At 64.7% G+C, this 18,172-nt stretch carries 19 protein-coding genes; 9 read left to right on the top strand and 10 right to left on the bottom strand.

Translation table 11 applies throughout. The features are described from left to right. Positions 1-67 precede the first annotated feature (67 nt). Positions 68-703, bottom strand: a complete 636-nt coding sequence (locus AABA84_RS22085; protein ID WP_027577504.1) for a response regulator transcription factor — start codon at positions 701-703, stop codon at positions 68-70. A 149-nt stretch (positions 704-852) separates the two neighbouring features. Between AABA84_RS22085 and AABA84_RS22080 the strand changes: the two genes are divergently transcribed. Beyond that, positions 853-1,173 carry a hypothetical protein gene (locus AABA84_RS22080; protein ID WP_212252982.1) on the top strand — a complete coding sequence of 107 codons (321 nt, stop codon included), beginning with the start codon at positions 853-855 and terminating at the stop codon, positions 1,171-1,173. Positions 1,174-1,227: 54 nt separating this feature from the next. On the opposite strand, the gene AABA84_RS22075 is transcribed toward AABA84_RS22080, so the two are convergent. From AABA84_RS22075 to AABA84_RS22045, 7 genes are all read right to left on the bottom strand, one after another. Then, positions 1,228-1,731 (bottom strand): response regulator, encoded by a 504-nt coding sequence (locus AABA84_RS22075; protein WP_212252980.1) that lies wholly within the window; start codon positions 1,729-1,731, stop codon positions 1,228-1,230. 142 nt (positions 1,732-1,873) lie between these two features. Further along, complete coding sequence (locus AABA84_RS22070; RefSeq protein ID WP_018321617.1) at positions 1,874-2,191, bottom strand: hypothetical protein; 318 nt, start codon at positions 2,189-2,191, stop codon at positions 1,874-1,876. A gap of 2 nt (positions 2,192-2,193) precedes the next feature. Continuing rightward, the gene (locus AABA84_RS22065; protein ID WP_338313093.1) at positions 2,194-3,072 is read right to left on the bottom strand and encodes a CheR family methyltransferase; all 879 of its coding nucleotides are present in this window, start codon (positions 3,070-3,072) and stop codon (positions 2,194-2,196) included. A gap of 60 nt (positions 3,073-3,132) precedes the next feature. Then, the gene (locus AABA84_RS22060) at positions 3,133-3,519 is read right to left on the bottom strand and encodes a response regulator (RefSeq protein ID WP_212252976.1); all 387 of its coding nucleotides are present in this window, start codon (positions 3,517-3,519) and stop codon (positions 3,133-3,135) included. 32 nt (positions 3,520-3,551) lie between these two features. Continuing rightward, positions 3,552-4,025 (bottom strand): chemotaxis protein CheW, encoded by a 474-nt coding sequence (locus AABA84_RS22055; RefSeq protein WP_338313092.1) that lies wholly within the window; start codon positions 4,023-4,025, stop codon positions 3,552-3,554. A 23-nt stretch (positions 4,026-4,048) separates the two neighbouring features. Next, positions 4,049-6,850 (bottom strand): hybrid sensor histidine kinase/response regulator, encoded by a 2,802-nt coding sequence (locus AABA84_RS22050; RefSeq protein WP_338313090.1) that lies wholly within the window; start codon positions 6,848-6,850, stop codon positions 4,049-4,051. A gap of 428 nt (positions 6,851-7,278) precedes the next feature. Then, the gene (locus AABA84_RS22045) at positions 7,279-7,761 is read right to left on the bottom strand and encodes a response regulator (RefSeq protein WP_338313088.1); all 483 of its coding nucleotides are present in this window, start codon (positions 7,759-7,761) and stop codon (positions 7,279-7,281) included. 410 nt (positions 7,762-8,171) lie between these two features. On the opposite strand from AABA84_RS22045, the gene AABA84_RS22040 reads away from it, so the two are divergent. The 4 genes from AABA84_RS22040 to AABA84_RS22025 all read left to right on the top strand — a co-directional run bounded on the left by AABA84_RS22040 (position 8,172) and on the right by AABA84_RS22025 (position 10,729). Continuing rightward, on the top strand, positions 8,172-8,882 hold the full coding sequence (locus AABA84_RS22040; protein ID WP_338313087.1) for a Crp/Fnr family transcriptional regulator: 711 nt from the start codon (positions 8,172-8,174) through the stop codon (positions 8,880-8,882). Between the two features lie 188 nt (positions 8,883-9,070). Continuing rightward, entirely contained in the window at positions 9,071-9,769 is a 699-nt protein-coding gene (locus AABA84_RS22035) for a Crp/Fnr family transcriptional regulator (RefSeq protein ID WP_212252325.1), read from the top strand. Positions 9,770-9,921: 152 nt separating this feature from the next. Then, entirely contained in the window at positions 9,922-10,299 is a 378-nt protein-coding gene (locus AABA84_RS22030) for an Hpt domain-containing protein (RefSeq protein ID WP_212252323.1), read from the top strand. Between the two features lie 181 nt (positions 10,300-10,480). Beyond that, positions 10,481-10,729: a hypothetical protein gene (locus AABA84_RS22025; protein ID WP_212252321.1), complete on the top strand. Its 249-nt coding sequence runs from the start codon at positions 10,481-10,483 to the stop codon at positions 10,727-10,729. An 81-nt stretch (positions 10,730-10,810) separates the two neighbouring features. On the opposite strand, the gene AABA84_RS22020 is transcribed toward AABA84_RS22025, so the two are convergent. Then, positions 10,811-11,434 carry a helix-turn-helix domain-containing protein gene (locus tag AABA84_RS22020; RefSeq protein ID WP_338313086.1) on the bottom strand — a complete coding sequence of 208 codons (624 nt, stop codon included), beginning with the start codon at positions 11,432-11,434 and terminating at the stop codon, positions 10,811-10,813. Between the two features lie 336 nt (positions 11,435-11,770). Here AABA84_RS22020 and AABA84_RS22015 point away from each other — a divergent pair, with 336 nt between their 5' ends. Then, complete coding sequence (locus tag AABA84_RS22015) at positions 11,771-12,934, top strand: hypothetical protein (protein ID WP_212252317.1); 1,164 nt, start codon at positions 11,771-11,773, stop codon at positions 12,932-12,934. Between the two features lie 807 nt (positions 12,935-13,741). Further along, positions 13,742-14,956: an EAL domain-containing response regulator gene (locus AABA84_RS22010; RefSeq protein WP_338309534.1), complete on the top strand. Its 1,215-nt coding sequence runs from the start codon at positions 13,742-13,744 to the stop codon at positions 14,954-14,956. A 10-nt stretch (positions 14,957-14,966) separates the two neighbouring features. Here AABA84_RS22010 and AABA84_RS22005 read toward each other — a convergent pair whose 3' ends face one another. Beyond that, positions 14,967-15,827 (bottom strand): DMT family transporter, encoded by an 861-nt coding sequence (locus tag AABA84_RS22005; RefSeq protein WP_212252312.1) that lies wholly within the window; start codon positions 15,825-15,827, stop codon positions 14,967-14,969. Between the two features lie 165 nt (positions 15,828-15,992). Here AABA84_RS22005 and AABA84_RS22000 point away from each other — a divergent pair, with 165 nt between their 5' ends. After that, complete coding sequence (locus tag AABA84_RS22000; RefSeq protein WP_246550935.1) at positions 15,993-17,357, top strand: aminotransferase-like domain-containing protein; 1,365 nt, start codon at positions 15,993-15,995, stop codon at positions 17,355-17,357. A gap of 129 nt (positions 17,358-17,486) precedes the next feature. Next, a complete protein-coding gene (locus AABA84_RS21995) occupies positions 17,487-18,149 on the top strand; it encodes a hypothetical protein (RefSeq protein ID WP_212252308.1) in 663 nt (220 codons plus the stop codon). Positions 18,150-18,172: the final 23 nt, after the last annotated feature.

Genomic DNA, 18,172 nt, shown 5'->3' with positions numbered 1-18,172 from the left:
CCCGGCTCAGCAGCGCATCATTGCATGATGCGCTGCGTCCGGGGCGCGAGACAGGATAGCCAGTCGCCTACGATGCGCGCTGGGCCGCGGTCATCACGATGCGGATCAGATCGGCGGCGTTGCGCGCGCCGAGCTTCTTCATGATGTTGGCGCGGTGATCCTCGATGGTGCGCGGGCTGATGCCGAGGGTGCGGCCGGCTTCCTTGTTGGACGCACCGGAGGCGAACTGCTCGAGCACCTCGCGCTCCCTGCGCGTCAGCGGCTCGCGTCCAGGGAAATGCAGCGAGCCGAATTTCGGCGAGGCGTTCTCCGCCTGCCTGCGCGCATAGGCGCCGATCGCCTCGTCGAGCCGGCCGACGATCTCGCTGCCGCGGAACGGCTTCTCGATGAAGTCGAGCGCGCCGCTCTTGATCGCGCCCACCGCCATCGCGATGTCGCCCTGTCCGGAGATCATGAAGATCGGTGCCGGATAGTCCTCGCCCTGCAGCTCCTTCAGAATGTCGAGGCCGGACTTTCCGGGAATGTGCACGTCGAGCAGGATCGCAGCCGGTGTGCGGTTTCGCGCGACGGAGAGCAGTGCTGCGCCGTCCGCAAAACAGATCACCTCATAGCCCGCCGCCTTCAACACCATCGACAGGGTGTCGCGAACGGCAGGGTCGTCGTCGACCACGAAGATTTCACCGCGAGAGCTTTGTTCGGCCATGTGCCACATCCGGTTGGCATGAAGGACTCGCGTCCGCGCCAACCGTTATGGCGTTCGGCGCGGATTCGGCCCACCCGTATTTGTACGGGACATGGACTTAACGCACAAGTAGCGGCAGGGTGCCTAATTGCGGGGTACGGAGAATATCCATGCTAAATTTCGCTGGCACACCCCCGCTCGTCGCGATGCCCGAAACCGACAGCCGTCAGTTGATCGCTGCCGATCTTCGCTCCCTGATTACACGGATCGAGAGCAGCATGCGCCTGATCGACGCAGCCATGATGGAAGCTGGCCCGTTGGAAATCGGCCTGGCGCACGACGATAAGGGCGATCCGGCCGGTTCCACCGACATTTTCGTGCTCGACGACGTCACGCCGCGCTATGCGACGGCGAGCGCCGCCCTCAACGCCTGCCGGGCGGGCCTTGGCCACGCCCTGCAATGCCTGTCGGAATCCGGCAGCCCGGCATAGATCGCGATCAGCGCGGCGCAACGGCCGCATGCCATCGCATGGCAGCTCCGCAGCCTAGGCGCGGTGCCGTTCCACGATCGCGTCGGTGGCGACACCACCCCAGGTATGGATCGCCGGAAGGCCCATCGCGGTCTTGCCGAGATTGGCGAGGCTGATGCGCAGGGCCGCGAGGTCGAGCGGCTTCGGCAGGCTCTGGAGCTCGATCCCGACGGACCGGGCGAAGCTGCGGGCGGCGCTGCGGCGCTTGCCGTCCATGCCGCTGATGACGATCACCGCGCCACCGAACTTCGCCGCCGCCATCTCCCGCAGCACGTCGATGCCGTCGCCATCCTCCAGCACGAGATCGAGCGTCACGCAGTCGAAGCGCGCGGCGCGGAGCTTCTCGATCGCGTCCGCCACTGACGGCGCCACGGTGACTTCGTGGCCGGCCTGTTTGGCGGCGACCGTGATCAGGCTGCGCTGCGTGGCGTCGTCATCGACCACCAGGAGCTGAAGCGCACGCCGCTCGGTGCCGTCGGGCAGGTTTGAGGGGATGGGGGAAAGAGAACTTCTGGGCATTTCAGTATCCTGAGATTGGGACCATCAATGGATACACGGCTCGCGCTTAGGCCACGTAAAGTTCCTGTCGCGAATTCATTCGGATGTTTTCAGAAAATGTGAAGCAACGGACCGGAAAGGACGGCGACGGATGCGGGCTTGATCACGCCGCTTCGTCACGACCGCCGGCTGCGCCGCGCTTCTTCCGGTTCTTGCCGCGCAGGAACTGGATGTCCATCTCGGCGCCGTTGACGCGGACCAGCTCGCAGCGGCGATAGGCGAGTCCCGTGGACGACAACAGCAGGAAGAACTCTTTCAGGTTCAACCCCTGGATCGAGCCTTCCACCGTGAGGATGGCGTCGGTATCGGAGATCGCGTTGAGCTTGCAGTCGCGGCGCCAGGTGCCGTCGATGGCCATGATGCAGACATCGTAGCCGCGACTGAAGGTCACGCGTTCCGTACCCTTGCCATCCTCGGCCATGTCTACCGTCCTGCCATGACCGCGAGGCGCGGCGCCGCGCCGGCGAGAACCGGCTTGGCGGCTGCGGCACGCGGATCGTTCGGCTTGTAGAGGCCGCGCCGCTCCGGAATCGGCCGGAACGTATCGGTCAGGCCGACCACGGTTTCGGCCGCGCCCAGCACCAGGAAGCCATCGGGCTCGATCTGGCGCGCCAGCCGGTTGAAGATGTTGATCTTGGTGTCCTGGTCGAAATAGATCAGCACGTTGCGGCAGAAGATGACGTCGAAGGTGCCGAGCTGCGCGAAATCGTGCAGCAGGTTGAGCTGCCGATGCTGGATCATCGCCCGCAATTCGGGATTGACCTGCCAGGTCTCGCCGGTCTGCTTGAAATATTTCATCAGCATCTGGATCGGCAGGCCGCGCTGCACCTCGAACTGGCTGTAGATTCCGGCCTTGGCCTTCTCCAGCACCTCCTGCGACAGATCGGTCGCGATGATCTCGATGCGCCAGCCGGTGAGGGCCGCGCCCATCTCCTTCAGGCACATCGCCAGCGAATAGGGCTCCTGCCCGGTCGAGCCGGCGGCGCACCAGATCCGGATGCTGCGGCGGCCGGCGCGCGCCTTGATGATCTCGGGCATGATGGTGTCGCGGAAATGATCGAACGGGACCTTGTCGCGGAAAAAGAAGGTCTCGTTGGTGGTCATGGCTTCGACCACGTCGGTGATCACCGTGCGCGAGCCGCTTTGCAGCTTCTGCACGAGCTCGCCGATGCCGGAGAGCCCGGCCTTGCGGGCCAGCGGCAGCAGGCGGCTTTCGATCAGATATTGCTTGTCTGCGGAAAGATCGAGACCGGAATTGTCCTTTAGGAACTTACGCAGATACTCATACTCGGTCGGGGTCACGGATAGCCTCTTCGAAGCTGTACTGGAACACTCTGGCCGGAATATTCAGGCCAGACACACTCAGACCATGGCTTGTCCGACCGGGATCAAACCAACTTCAGCGAACTTGTCGGCGATGATGTCTTTGTCGAATGGCTTCATGATGTACTCGTTGGCGCCGCCGCTGAGCGCCTGAGCAATATGCGCCACGTTGTTCTCGGTGGTGCAGAACACCACCTTGGGCTGCTCACCGCCGGGCAGGCGGCGCATATGGCCCATGAACTCGAAGCCGTCCATCACGGGCATGTTCCAGTCGAGCAGCACGGCATCGGGCAGCTGCCGCTGGCAGATTTCGAGTGCCTTCGAGCCGTCCTCGGCTTCAGTGACTTCGAATTCCAGGCCCTCCAGAATCCGGCGCGCGATCTTGCGCACCACGCTGGAATCATCGACCACCAAACACGTTTTCATTTTGGTTCTCCGGCTTCGATGTTTCGGTTGGCTCACGCAGCCATTTGCACTTTGGTTTCGAGCTCGAGGACGCGATCGACGTCGAGGACGACCATGAGCTGGCCGTCGAGGCGGTGGACGCCGCCGGCGAGCTTGGCCATGCGGGGATCGAGGTTGACGGGATTTTCTTCCATGCCGGCTTCGGGCAGGCGCAGCACCTCGCCGATCTGGTCGATCAGGAGGCCATAGGATTCACCGCGGAGGTCGACGCCGACCGCCATCGGCACCTTGCCATCCTCGGGCTGCGGCAGGCCGAGACGGGCGCGCATGTCGACCACGGTGACGATGCGGCCGCGCAGATTGAGCACGCCCGCGATCTCGCGCGAGGACAAGGGCACGCGGGTGACGCGCTCGGGCATGAACACGTCCTGGACCCGCGAGATCGGCAGGCCGAACAGCTGGCCGCCGATCATCGCGGTGACGTATTCGACCATGGCGCCTTCGCCCGTCTGCATCTTCTTGTTCATCTTTGCGTCTCCTCTCGTCCCGCTCATGCCGCGGCCCGGTTCAGCTCGGAGGCGCCGGCGGCGCCCGCGGTCTGTTCCTTCAGCGCCGCGATCAGACCGGGACGGTCGAACTTGGCGACATAGTCGTGGAAGCCGGCCTGACGGCCGCGCTCGATCGCCGCCGGCGACACCAGCGCGGACAGGCCGATGATCGGCATCGAGCCGAGATTGTTGTCGGAGCGAATGGTCTCGGCGAACTCGAACCCGTTCATGTCGGGCATCTCGATGTCGGTCAGGACCACGTCGAAGCTCTGGGCGCGCAGTGCCGCGAGGCCCTCCTGCGCGGTCGGCGCGGTGCGGACGCGGTAGCCGGCCGCTTTCAGCACCGGCGCCAGCATGTTGCGGAAGAAGGCGCTGTCGTCGACCAGCAGCACCGACTGCGAGTGCAGCGACGGCTTCATCTCCTTGCGGGTGAACCAGTCGGCGAACGCCATCGGGAGGAAGTGGCCGACGTCGATCACCTCGGTGGCCTGGCCCTTGATCACGGCCGAGCCGAGGATGCCGGAGGCGGAGCCGCCGACCTCGATGTTGAGCCGTTCCTCGACGATGTCGATGATCTCGTCGACGACGAGGCCCATGGAGCGGCCGTCGTCGGCGAACACCAGGATCGGCTGGGCGCCCTGGGAAGCAATGGTGACGCTCTCCATGGCGACGAGCGGCATCAGCTGCTCGCGGTACTGCACCATGTAGCGGCCGTTGGAGAACTCGATCTTGTCGGCCGGGAGCTCTTCCAGGCGCGTGACGAGGCCAAGCGGGACCGCCTTGGGCTGCGACGAGCCGGCGCGGAACACCAGCAGCGAAGTGGTCTGCTCGCCACTTCCGATGTGATGCGCGCCGTTCTCGTCGCCCATGTCATGGGCCGAGGAGCCGGCGGCGCCGAGCGCCTTGGCAATGCCGTTGGGGTCGATGATCATGATCACCGCGCCATCGCCCAGAATGGTGTTGCCGGAGAACATGTCGATGTGACGCAGCTTCGTCGACATCGGCTTCACGACGATTTCTTCGGTGTGGAACACGCCGTCCACGACGATGCCGAAGGTCTGGCTGCCGACTTGCGTGACCACGATGAAGCCGTTCTCGGGATCGGAGGCGGCGCCGTCGTCGATCTTCAGCAGCTTCTTCAGATGGATCAGCGGCAAGAGCTTGTTGCGCAACCTGAGGACCGCGGTGTCCTTGATGCGCTCGATGCGGTGCTCGCTGTTGGCGCGGGCCCGTACCAGCTCGACCACCGAGAGCTGCGGGATCGCAAAACGGTCGCCGGCGGCCTCGACGATCAGGGCGGAGACGATGGCGAGCGTCAGCGGGATCTTGATGGTGACGGAGCTTCCCTCGCCGGCCACCGACTTGATGTCGATGGTGCCGCCGATCTGGTCGATATTGGTGCGCACCACGTCCATGCCGACGCCGCGGCCGGAGACCGAGGTGATGGCCGCCGCGGTGGAGAAGCCCGGCGCGAAGATGAACTTGTGGATCTGGGCTTCGCTCATCTTCTCGAGCTCGGCCTCGGTGACGAGACCGCTAGAGATCGCCTTGGCCTTGATCTTCTCGGTGTTGAGGCCGCGGCCGTTGTCGGCGATGCAGATGATGATGTGGCCGCCCTCGTGATAGGCGGACAGGCGGATGGTGCCCTGCTCGCCCTTGCCGGACGCGAGGCGCTCGGCGGGGGTCTCCAGGCCATGATCGGCGGAGTTGCGCACCATGTGGGTGAGCGGGTCCTTGATCAAATCGAGCACCTGGCGGTCGAGCTCGGTGTCGGCGCCGTGCATCTCCAATTCGATCTGCTTGCCGAGTTCGCTCGAGAGGTCGCGGACGATGCGGGGCAGCTTCTGCCAGGCATTGCCGATCGGCTGCATGCGCGTCTTCATGACGCCTTCCTGCAGCTCGGCGGTGACGTTGGACAGGCGCTGCAACGGCACCTTGAACTCGGTGTCCTCGTTGCGGCGGGAGATCTCCAGCAGCTGGTTGCGGGTCAGGACCAGCTCGGAGACCATGGTCATCAGATGCTCCAGCGTATCCACGTTGACGCGGATCGACTGGTTGGCGATGCGGTCGCCTTCGCTGGCGCCCTCGTCGGCCATCGACTTCTTCGGCGCGGCCTTCTCCTTGGCGGGCTTTGCTTCCTTGGCAGCTTCCTTGGCAACAGGCGCGGGCGCTTCAGCGGCCGGGGCGGGCTCGGCCTTGGCTTCAGCCTTGGCGACGGGCGCGGGCGTCGGCGCTTCGATCGCGGTCTCGCGGAAGGCGCGCTCGAGCTCGTCGAGCGAGACCTCGCCCGGACGCAAGGGGCGCTCCAGGGTCTGGTCGATCAGCGTGCCGGAGGTCAGGTTTGCCGGCTCAGCGGCGGCCGGAGCTTCCGGCACCAGCGGCGGCGCCTCGGCAACGGGAGCGGCACTTCCAGCCGCCATCGCCGCCATGCCCTGCTCGACCATCGCTTCCAGCTGATCGATCAGGTCGCGGTCATTGCCCTCGGGCTCGGCCTCGGTGGCTTCGAGGCCTGCCAGAATCTCCTTGATGCGGTCGATCGAGGACAGGATCACCGTCACCGCTTCGGCCTTCACCGGCATGCCGTCGCGGAATTTGCCCATCAACGTCTCGCCGGCATGGGCCAGCGCTTCAAGCCGCGGCAATCCGAGGAAGCCGCAGGTGCCCTTGATGGTGTGGACCAGGCGGAAGATGTTATCCAGGATCTTGGCGTTGTTCGGCTCCTGCTCGAACTTCACCAACTGATTGTCGACGGTGTCCAGGCTCTCGCTGGTCTCCGTCAAAAACTCCCGCAACAGATCATCCATGAGCTACGCCTTACTGACCTGAACCCAGACTTCGACGCCTGCGCCACCCTTTTGGCATGGACGGAAGTCCCTATTCTGGATCGTTAGACATCCCTTTTCACAGTCCCGTTAATTTCATCCTCCGTGCTAATACGGATATTGAAGAGAACTTTGCGGTTCGACCGCATGCGGCGGCGCTTTTCGTCAAAACGGCTCCGCGCCGCAACGGTGGGGACGCGTGAGGTAAACGGGCCGATAACAGCGGGCGAAGCGCGCCGGAAAATCCTGCTCATGAAGGACGATAGGGGCGGCCTGCGGGACATCGAACCGCGCCGTCCGCAACCGGAGGCGCAGTCGCGCCCCTCAGTTCGCGTTAGCGGCGCGATCTGCGTGGTCCGCGGACGCGGTAAACGAACGGTTACCCCGCGGCCATAGCGGCCCGCGCCGCGCTAACCCAATCGTGCGGCCGAGGCGATGTCGCCGTCGGGACGATGCTCCGCCAGGCAATCGTTGATGGCGGCGAGCAGCGCGTGCGGCGTGAACGGCTTGCGCAGACAGCGTGCGGCACCGAGCTCGAGCGCCATCCGGAGGAAATCGGGTGCAGGCGAATTCAGATTCGCAAAGGCATAGCCGGACATTGCGATCAGCGGAATGACCGGCGCTCGCTCGTGGAAGATCCGGATCGATTCGAACCCGCGCATGTGCGGCATGAAGATATCAATGATCATCAGATCGAATTGCTGGTGTTCGAGCGCGCGCAGTCCGGCTTCTCCTCCTTCGGCAATCGTTACCCGAAAATTATTGCGCTGGAGATAGACCTCGATGGCCATGCAGACCATCGGGTCGTCGTCGACAACGAGAATATGGCGCAGACCTTCTGTCCCCGTTTGAGCTTCCCGTTTCGGCGATCCAATAACTGAACCGTGGGGCACGCCTTTCTCCTTTGTTTTCAGTCGAAGAACGGACGGTCGCGAATGTCATTGGCGGCGCAGGGAAGATGGGCGCGAAATCTGCGGCCACGCGACGCCAGGCTTCACGGCAATATTGGATGGCTGTAAATGCTGGTCCAACGGACGAGACTGCACGGGTCGACCGGCGTTCGGTCGCAGCGCGGATGCAATGCTTCCGGCTCATGAAAGCCCCCTTGCCGCTTATTCCTGCGCAACCCCCGCAGGACCGACGCACAGGCTGAGCGAATCAGCGCGCCATTCTCATTTCCGCCGCAAATGCCCCAGCCTGTCTGCCCTCTAACGGGTATATGGACAGCACCACAACCTTTACAATATGTTTTTGTCGCCGCGCAACTGGATGACGAACATCGAACAAGCCGGATTGACCTTCGATGATTGCGAGCGGATGCCCGTCCAACCAATTGCTGCAAATGCTCGACGCGGCAGATCTCGATCTGCTGCGTCCGCATCTGACGACAGTCGAAATGGTCAGGAAATCTGTCTTGGGCGAGGCGGGTGCCGCGCTGAGACATGTCTACTTCCCGCATGGCGGATCCGTTTCGATCACGGTGGGTCTGTCCGAAGGACAGATGATCGAGGTGGCGATGCTGGGCCGCGACAGTGTCGTCGGTGGCGGTGCTGCGCTTGCCGACGGCATCGCGCCGACAGACGCGGTCGTGCTGTTCCCAGGGGCTGCTTCCGCGCTTGAAATCGCAGCTTTCCGTACGGTCGCAGCCGCGAGCCCGCCGTTTCGCGAGCTGATGGTCCGTCATGAGCAGGCCTTGCTCGCGCATGCGCAGCAGTCGCTGCTCTGCAATACGCTGCACCCGGTCGAGGCGCGGCTCGCGCGTTGGCTCCTGCGTGCCCGCGACCTCTCGGACAGTGAAATCCTGCCGCTGACCCAGGAGGCGCTGGCGCAGATGCTGGGCGTACGGCGCAATGCCGTCTCGCTGGTCGCGCATGCGCTGCAGCGGGCCGGCATCATTCACTACAGCCGTGGCCAGATCGAGATCGTCGATCTGCGGGCGCTGGAGACCACGTCCTGCGGCTGCTATTCGGCGGTGAAGGCCCACCACCTCCGTCTGGTGGGAGCCGTGCCGTGACGACAGCGCGGCGCAATCAGCTGTATGCCGGCGTGCACGCAGCGTGGCAGGAGTGCTGCCGTGGTCGGACAACTTGTCCCAATTGCCAATATATCCCGACGTGAACATGATGGAACCTGTGCGCCCATGGCGTGATTTCGTCTATCGCGATTCGATGGCGCGGGAACGGGAGGCAGCTTTTGGAAACGATGGTGCGTTCAGCCAACGGCTTCCTGTCCGCACTGTCGGCAGACGACTATGAATCGATCCGCCCGCACCTGCGAACAGTCGACCTGCCCCATGACGCGGTGCTGGTCGAGACCGGCGAGGCGCTGATGCGCGCCTATTTTCCCCACCGCGGCGTCATCTCGCTGGTGGTGAAGCTCGCCAAGGGCGAGCATGTGCAAGTCGCCATGATCGGCCGCGACAGCCTGCTCGGAACGCTCTCGACCATGGGCGATGCGTGCGCGCTGAACACCGCCATCGTGCTGGTGCCGGGCGTCGCGTCGGTGATGGATCTCGACCGGCTGCGGATCGCCGCCGACCAGAGCAGCACCCTGCGCACGTTGCTGACGCGCCACGGGCTGGCCGTCTACGCCCAGGTCCAGCAGACCGCGGGCTGCAATGCCGCCCATCCCGTGGAGTCGCGGCTGTCGCGCTGCCTGTTGCACACCCATGACCTCTCGGGCGACTACCGGCTGCTGCTGACCCAGGAGGCCATGGCGCAGATGATCGGGGCGCGGCGCAACAGCGTGTCGCTGGTCGCCAACACCCTGCAACAGGCCAATTTCATTCATTACAGCCGCGGGCACATCCAGATCACCAACCTCGACGGCCTGCGCCAGACGGCGTGCGAATGCTACGCCACCGTGAAGGCCCAGTACGACCGGCTGCTCGGCGCGCGCTGACCGCCGCGCGCATGGTAAACTGCCGGCTAATGCCGGGCTGCAAACACCTTGTGTCCTGCTACCGGAACTGAAATTCGAATGCCGTAGACACGGGGGCAGCCCTCGCGCCAGGACGTGTCGCGCGACAGATGACCCGTGATCAAGGCAGGCCCATGTTTGAAGTCACGATCGCGCCCGCGCAGAAGGCGCTCGATGCCGAGCCCGCGCGCGAGCCGCGCGCTTACGAGGCCCTGGTGCGCGAGATCGGCGAGGACGGTGCCCGCGAAGTGCGGGATGTGTTCTGGAGCGAGACCTGCGCGCGCCTGCAATCGTTCCGCACGCTCTCGCTGGCGCAGCACCACGCCAAAATCGCGCGCGAAGCGCATTCGCTGAAGAGCGCGGCCGGGACGTTCGGCTATGTCAGGCTCGCGGCACTGGCGCTGCGACTGGAGAAGTCCGCAGAGAGGCTCGGCGATGGCGAATTTCGCGATCTCCTGGACCTGATGGACGCGGCCTATGCCGCCGCGCGCGCCCAGGAGCCGCAGGGCTGAAGCGCGAGGCCTTCAAGACCAATCAAAACCAATCGTCATCGCGCTTCGAATTGCCTTCAAGCATCTGCTTAAAGCGCGCCGGTGCAGACTGCGCGAAACCCCGCCGTACTTCTACGGCTTGGGATTTTCACAGATGGCTAATCATAGGTGGCGATAGTCGCCGGAAACCAGGAGGGTTTCCATGTTCACCTACGAGACCGCGGACCAGAAGGAGGTTCGCCGCTTCCGTATCGCACAGTTCAACGGCCGCATGGCGACGGTGAAGGCTGGCGAGTCCACGGTGACCGGCTTCGTGCGTTCGGTGCTGGAGCATGAATCGAGCATGCCGCCCCGCTGGACCATCACGATCATCCCGAACGGGCCGAAGGAAGAGATCAAGCCGCTGCGCCCTGTCTCGCGCGCGCGTCCCTTCGCCGAAGATTATTTCTGAGCGCGATCGGGTTTCCAGACTTCCCGGGAGATCTCTCGGGGCCTTGTCCGCACCGCCTGCCGGCGATGCAACACACCAGCCTCAGTCGATCGAGTGCAGCAGCGCCGCGCGGACGAGATCCGCGGTGTTGCGCGCACCGAGCTTGCGCATCGCCTCGGCACGATGGCTCTCGAACGTGCGCGGACTGATCTGCATCCGAAGCGCGCCCTGCTTGTTCGAGTAACCTTCGCTGATCAGCCTCAGCACCTCGCGCTCGCGCTTGGTCAGCCGCTTCTGACCCGACAGGCTGAGCAGTTCGGCGCTCGGCACGCGCTGGGCTTGCTGGGCGCGGACGGCCTTCGATTCTGCGTCCTCGGCGTTGGACGGGATCGACAAGCCCCCCTTGTGAGGACCGGCAAGCTGCTTGACCAGGCCGCAAACGCGCTCGGTTTGTGCCAGCGCGTTCTCGACCACCCGCTGCAAATAGGCACGGTCGCCGGTCACGGGCGCGAGTTGGTCGCTGTGATGCTTGATCTCGCCCATGTAGAGCAGCAGGGCCGTCAGGGGGCCGTTGAGCTCGCGGGCGATGGCAGCGGCCATTTCGTCGGCGGCCTTGGCCCGGGTGGCGCTCAGGCGGACGAAATCGAGCTCGTCAGTGGGAGCAGCGCTGCTTTCGTACCATTCCGACGGCCGCGAATCGGTGGCCGTATCATTCTGTGACCCCATGTCACTCGTTTAGCGGAACCGGGGGCGGTCTGTGGTTAACTTTTTGCTCCGTAAGACTACGGTGATTTTGTCGGTTTTGCGTTAAAGTGGCGGCACAGGCACAATTTGTGCTTGCGTTCGCCGCCGCTCGCCCACGCAGGGGTTGCGTTTTTTCGCCAAAATCTTGGGCAGACAGGCGAAATCATCCTTAACCGCTGCTTTGGCGACGCCGCCCCCCCGGGTTTTACGGATTAATTAACGGCGACTTGCTTCTCTGAGGGGAAGTAGAGAGCGCGCAAATGCCTCCACGCATTGGGCCCGCACGCCCGCGGGAAACGCTGCGAAAGATTGCGTGCCATGAACGACATCGATCGGCTGTCGGAATTCCTGCAGAGGCTGACGCCGCTGTCGCGCAGCTGTCTGCTCAGCGAACTCGAACGGCTCGAGTTGTGCGGCATCGACATGCCCGGCTCGTCCGACATCCAGTCGCGCTTGCGCGCCGAGTTTCGCAAGGACGGATCGACCCAGGCGCGCGCCACCAGCCCGTCGCGCTATTTCTTCGCGCCGCTCGAACTGCTCTTGATCGACGGAGCGCCCGAGCACGCCAACATGGGGCGGATCTCGCGCAACACCCTCACGCCGATCTGGGAGTGGATCTGCCGCGACCTGCTGCCGACCATGGCACGCGACTACATCAAGGCGATCAACGACCGGGTTGCCGCCAACAACCCGAAGGAAGTCCTGAAGGTCGCCTCGACCTTCCAGATCAAGGTCGTCAAGGTCCTCGAAAGCACCTTCGCCACCGCGGAGAGCACCGAATTCGCGCGCGGCAAGCTCGCGCAATACACGGCCTCACGCAGCGCCTTCGACGACGTCAGGAAGATGCAGCACGTGCTGCGCGCAGGCGAGGCGCTGCCGAAGTTCAACGAAAAGCTGCCTGAGAAGATCGCGAAATTCGACGACGGCCGGGTTGCCCAGATCACCGCGCAGCTCGATGCCTTCAAGAAGACTCATCCCGATGCGCTGCCCTTCGCGCTGACGCTGGTGGCGAGGCGCCTGACGACGCCCTGGCAATTGGCGCGTCTCGCCACCAAGGCCGCTGCGAGCAAGAGCGTCACTGATGTCGCCGCGACGCCCTATGCCTGCGTCATTCCCATGGTGCTCGACCGGCTCGACGACAAGCGCCTCGCGCTTCGGATCGCGCTCCGGCACAACCGGGTCCTGGTCGCCCGCGACCTGCTCGCCGAGATCTACGACACCGAATATGCGCTCAAGGTGCGCATCGACGGCATCGAGGGTTGCGAATGGGGAACCCGGCTCCAGCAATTGATGGACGCGATCGCAGCGCTGGTGTCCGCCGAGGTGAGCCGCTTCCCGTCCAATGTCGGCCACATTCTCGGCTCTCGCCGGCTGCGCAGCCACGACACGCTCGGCGGCAAGCTGACTTATCTGGCCTGGAAGGGCCGCGACGCGGTGCAGGACGGCGCGGCGGCGTTTCGCAAATTGATCGGGCAGACCTGATATCGCGCGAGGTGCCTAAAGCATGATCCGGAAAAGTGCGGAGCGGTTTTCCGAAAAGATCATGCTTGAACAATAACCCAAAGCGCGATGATCGCATCGCGCTTTAATGCGCGCGCGGCAGGCACAGGAAGCGGTCGAGAAATCGCCCTGACATCACGACCCTGAACCACCAATACATCATTCGCCGCATCGTCATTGTCGTAATCCTCGACAGCCCACCACCGGCTGTGGGGAGCAATAGCGCAGGTGCAGCAATGCGCGTGTGATGCACTTCACATTTGCAGCCGCGGGCCCGGACGCGGTGTCGCAGAACCGTCACGAGCGAAAGCGAAACTTGCGCGCATCGCGCGAGCGCGAATCCTTCGAACGTCGCCGCCGCTCGCTCCCGATGCACCGCAAAGCCAGCGGGGAGAGCGACCGCGCAACGCAGCCCGCCCACCGCGGACGACGCGGTCCTGTTCACCGTCTTCGTCGCGGACGAGCGGACGCACACCCCCAAGAAACACCGGAAATTAATCTGCGCCGGTCTCGTCGTTGCTTCGAAAGGGCACACATCCGCATCGCTCGCTTCCATCCGTCGGCGAGCAGGACGCAGCTCAGATCGCGCGAGAGACATTTCGCGTGCGCTGGCAGGCGTTGCGCGCGCGGTGCCCGGGTATGCGAATTCTTTGCGAAGAGTCTGTCGACAAATTAGCTCGAATTGCAGGGCTTAACGTTACTCAGATAATTCAAGAACGATGTGAAGCTCTCCTTATTTGAACCCACGCTCGGCGTTTAAGAAACCGTCACGGAACGGGAGTGGTGTTGATGAACGATGGGATGGTTGAACTCGTCGGACGAAGGCCTGTGACCTTCGGACGACGAAAGGTAACGCCGCGCGCCTGCGTGGCTGACAGCAAGCGGCATCTGCGCGCCTTCCTCAGCGAGGTGCTGGAGGATCTCGGCTTCGTCACCAGCGAATGCGCCAGCTCGGACGAGCTGCAAACCGTGCTCGCCACCGAACTGCCGGACCTGATCCTGCTCGGCGTCGCCGCCGACGGCATCGAGCCGGGAAGATTCCTCGAAATATTGGTACGCGAGGCATTTGCCGGCAAGGTTCTCGCCGTCGGCGCCCGCGAGTCGATCATCGTCAAGGCCGTGCGGCAGGTCGGCGAGGAATATGGCCTTGCCATGCTGCCGCCACTCACCACGCCCTTTGCGGCGGAAACGCTCCGCGAGCGCATCGCCATGCTGCTGCCGGAGGAGCCGGCGCCGAGCCCGGCCGTGCATGTCGGCGAGGCCCTGCACGCCGGCTGGCTCGAGCTCTGGTACCAGCCCAAGATCGACGCGCGCACGCTGATCCGCAGCGGCGCCGAGGCGCTGGTGCGGATGCGCCATCCGACCTGGGGCGTGGTACCACCGGCCTATTTCATCCCGGAGCCGCACGATCCGCATTTCCGCGACCTGTCGGAATTCGTGATCGATCGCGCCATGCAGGATTGGCACTATCTTCTGGAGCAACAAAGCCCGGTCGATCTGTCGATCAATCTTCCCGCGTCCTATCTGAAGGAGCCGCAGGCGGTGCGCGATCTCTGCCGCCGCGTGCCGACGCATCCCGCCTTCGGCGGACTGACGGTCGAGATCGACAGCGAGGAGGCGATCCGCGACCTCGATTCCCTGACCGAGGTCGCGCGCGAGATCGGCCTGCACAATATCGGCCTGTCGATCGACAATCTCGGCGCCAACTGGCCCTCGCTGATGGGGCTGGACAAAATTCCCTTCGTCAAGCTGAAGGCCGACCGGCAATTCGTCACCGGCAGCGGCAGCGACCGGCTGAAGCGCACGGTGTGCCGTCACATCGTCGAACTGGCGCAGGGCTTCGGCGCGCGCGCGGTGGCGCAAGGCGTCGAGAGCCGTGCCGACCTCGTCGCGGCGAACGAGCTCGGCTTCGACCTCGTGCAGGGCTTCCTGTTCGGCAAGCCGATGCCGCTGAAGAAGTTTGCGCGGAGCGCGCTGACGCGGACGGTGATCGGGCAGCAGTGAGGCTGGGGCCTCAGGCAAACCGGCGCGCGAAGAAGACGCAGGCGACCACGAGGATCGTCGCGACGATCATGCTCCAGGCGACGGGCTCGTGCAGCAGCAGGCCGGCGAGCGCGAGGCCGAAGAACGGCTGGAGCTGCTGCAACTGGCCGACACGCGCAATGCCGCCGATCGCAAGGCCGCGGTACCAGAAGATGAAGCCGACGAACATGCTGAACACGGAGACATAAGCGAGCCCGATCCAGGCGGGCACGCTGACGCCGCTCCAGCTCGCCGGCCAGGTCAGAATCGCGAGCGGCACCATCAGCGGCAGCGCCAGCAGCAGCGCCCAGGAGATCACCTGCCAGCCGCCGAGCCGGCGCGACAGTGCGGCCCCTTCGGCATAGCCGAGCCCGCACAACACGATCGCGGCCACCATCAACAGGTCGCCGGTGAGCGCCGCCGCGCCGCCGTTGGACAGAGCGAAGCCCGCCACCGTGGCGCTGCCGAGGACCGCGAACAGCCAGAACAAGGGCTGCGGCCGCTCGCCGCCGCGCAGCACGGCGAAGACCGCGGTGGAGAGCGGCAACAAGCCGATGAAGACGATCGAATGCGCCGAGGTGATGTGCTGGAGCGCGAGCGCGGTCAGCAGCGGGAAGCCGACCACGACGCCGATGGCGACGATGGTGAGGGAGGCGAAATCCGCTCGTTGCGGCCGCGTCTGCCGCAGCACGCCGAGCACGGCCACACCGATCAGCGCCGCGATGACCGCGCGCGCCGAGGTCAGGAACAGCGCGGAGAAGCCGCCCACCGCGACGCGCGTCGCCGGCAAGGAACCGCTGAAGATGATGACGCCGAGCAGGCCGTTGCCCCAGCCGCTCCCCGCAGATTGCATGTCCGTTCCGCCTTTCCCGCCCCGCGATACTCGGCTGTCGGCGGTGGCACGGCCAGTAACAATCCAGTACAATCCAGCAAATCTGTATGGGTATGGAAGGCAATACACACCTTGGACATTGGAGCGCCATCCAAGGGTCGCGGCGGCACGCGGACCCTCGACGTGATGAGCGCGATCCGCGCCAAGGTTGCCGGCCGCGCGCTCGGTGCCGGCGACCGCCTGCCGTCGATCCGCAGCCTGGCCTCAGCGATGGACGTCTCGCCCTCCACGGTGGTGGAGGCCTATGATCGCCTGGCCGCCGAAGGCCTGATCCGTGCCCGCCGCGGCTCGGGCTTCTATGTCTCGCCGACGATCATGCCGCCGCTTGCGCTGGCCGAAGCCGAGCCGCGGCGCGACCGGGAAGTCGATCCGTTCTGGGTCTCCAGGCAATCGCTCGATGCCGACGCCGCCGTGCCAAAGCCCGGCTGCGGCTGGCTGCCGGCGAGCTGGATGCCGGAGGCGAGCTTGCGCCGGGCCGTCCGTGCACTGGCGCGGGCCGATGCGGATCTGTTGACCGACTATGGCAGCACGCGCGGCGGAGCTTCGCTGCGCCGGCTGCTGCTCGCGCGCCTTGCCGAGGATGCGATTCTCGCGTCCGTCGATCAGCTCATGCTGACGGGCTCGGGCACGCAGGCAACCGACCTCGTCTGCCGCTTCCTGCTCCGGCCCGGCGACACGGTGCTCGTCGACGATCCCTGCTACTTCAATTTCCGCGCGCTGCTGCGGGCGCATCAGGCCAGGATCGTCAGCGTGCCCTATACGCCGACGGGCCCCGACCTCGCGCGCTTCGAGCAGATCCTCGGCAGCGAGCGGCCGCGGCTCTACATCACCAATTCGGCCCTGCACAATCCGACCGGCGCGACGATGTCGCTTGCGACCGCGCACCGGCTTCTGACTGTGGCCGCCGCGCACGACCTCACCATCATCGAGGACGACATCTTTGGCGATTTCGAGCCGGAGCGCTCGCCGCGCCTTGCCGCGCTCGACGGGCTCACCCGCGTGATCCGCATCGGCAGCTTTTCCAAGACGCTGTCGGCCTCGGTACGCTCAGGCTACATCGCGGCGCGCCCCGACTGGATCGAGCATCTCATCGACCTCCAGGTCGCAACCAGCTTTGGCGGCCCGAGCCCCGCCGCGACGGACATCATCGCGAAGGTGCTGGCCGGCGGCGGCTATCGCAAGCACATGGACGAGCTCCGGCAAAAGCTGACGCGGTCGCGCCGCGACGTCGCACGAAGGCTTCAGGCGCTGGGCGTGGAGCCCTGGCTGATGCCACGCGGCGGGTTCTTCCTCTGGTGCCGCCTCCCTGGCGGACATGACGCCACCCAGATCGCGCGCACGGCGCTCGAGGACAACGTCGTGCTGGCGCCGGGCAACGTGTTCAGCGTGTCGCAGACCGCCTCGCACCTCATGCGCTTCAACGTCGCGCAGATGCACGATCCCCGGACGTGGGAGGTGCTGCGGCGGGCATTGAAGGCGGCACCGAAATAATTGGTATAGCCGCTCCCGGTAAGGCTACAGAAAGAGGTTGCCGTACGGTGCCGCTGGATTAAGCTGCGGAGCTGTACATATTTTATCGCCTATCGATTCCGATCCCATCATTCCAGCTGAACGACATTCATGCGCTACTTCATGCTCGCTGCAATTGCCGCTCTCGGAATATGCAATTGTCCGGCCGAGGCCGAGACCCTGCAGAAGAAGTTCGGTCCCAGTTGGAATTGCAGTTACATCTCGGTCGAATTGCAGGGTCTGTATAACAAATGCATGGAGTGCGAAAAGCACGGGCAGCACATCGCTCAAGACGGCTGGGATTCCGGAGTATGCATTGACAAGGCTTCGTTGAGAGAAAATCTCACGACCCGGCCGGACTACGAAAGTCCCCAGGAGCAGAGGATGCGGCTGAACGGCGCGGCCGCCGTCGCTCGCGAGCTGCAGGAGCTTCAGCGCTGGCGCAATCAGCGCACGCCGCTGGACTCGGACGTTTCAGGTGACGGCGGCGGGCGAGTGGCCCCCAGCGCCCGAAGACCAAATTCCTCCCCAAGCGGAAATTCCTTCCCAACCAGAGAGTCGGGGGTCAGCGGCGCCGGCGAGCGAGCGGGATCAGGCTCGAATTCACCTGAAATCGGCTCAAAGCCATCCGGGTCGAACGCCGGCAGTCCAGCTCATTCGCCATCCGCGGCACCTGTCGGCGGCGTGCACATCGGAGCGGCTCCGACGGGGAAGGAAAGCGACCTGGGCGAGCTCAGGCGCAAGGTTCTCAATTTGAAGAAGCCGGATACTTAACCTCGAAATTTCTCGAAGCGGGG

Origin of the sequence: Bradyrhizobium sp. TM239, from assembly GCF_036247985.1 — a bacterium.
In the GTDB taxonomy this organism is placed as follows: Bacteria; Pseudomonadota; Alphaproteobacteria; order Rhizobiales; family Xanthobacteraceae; genus Bradyrhizobium; species Bradyrhizobium ottawaense.
This window is presented reverse-complemented; position numbering and strand designations above follow the sequence as displayed.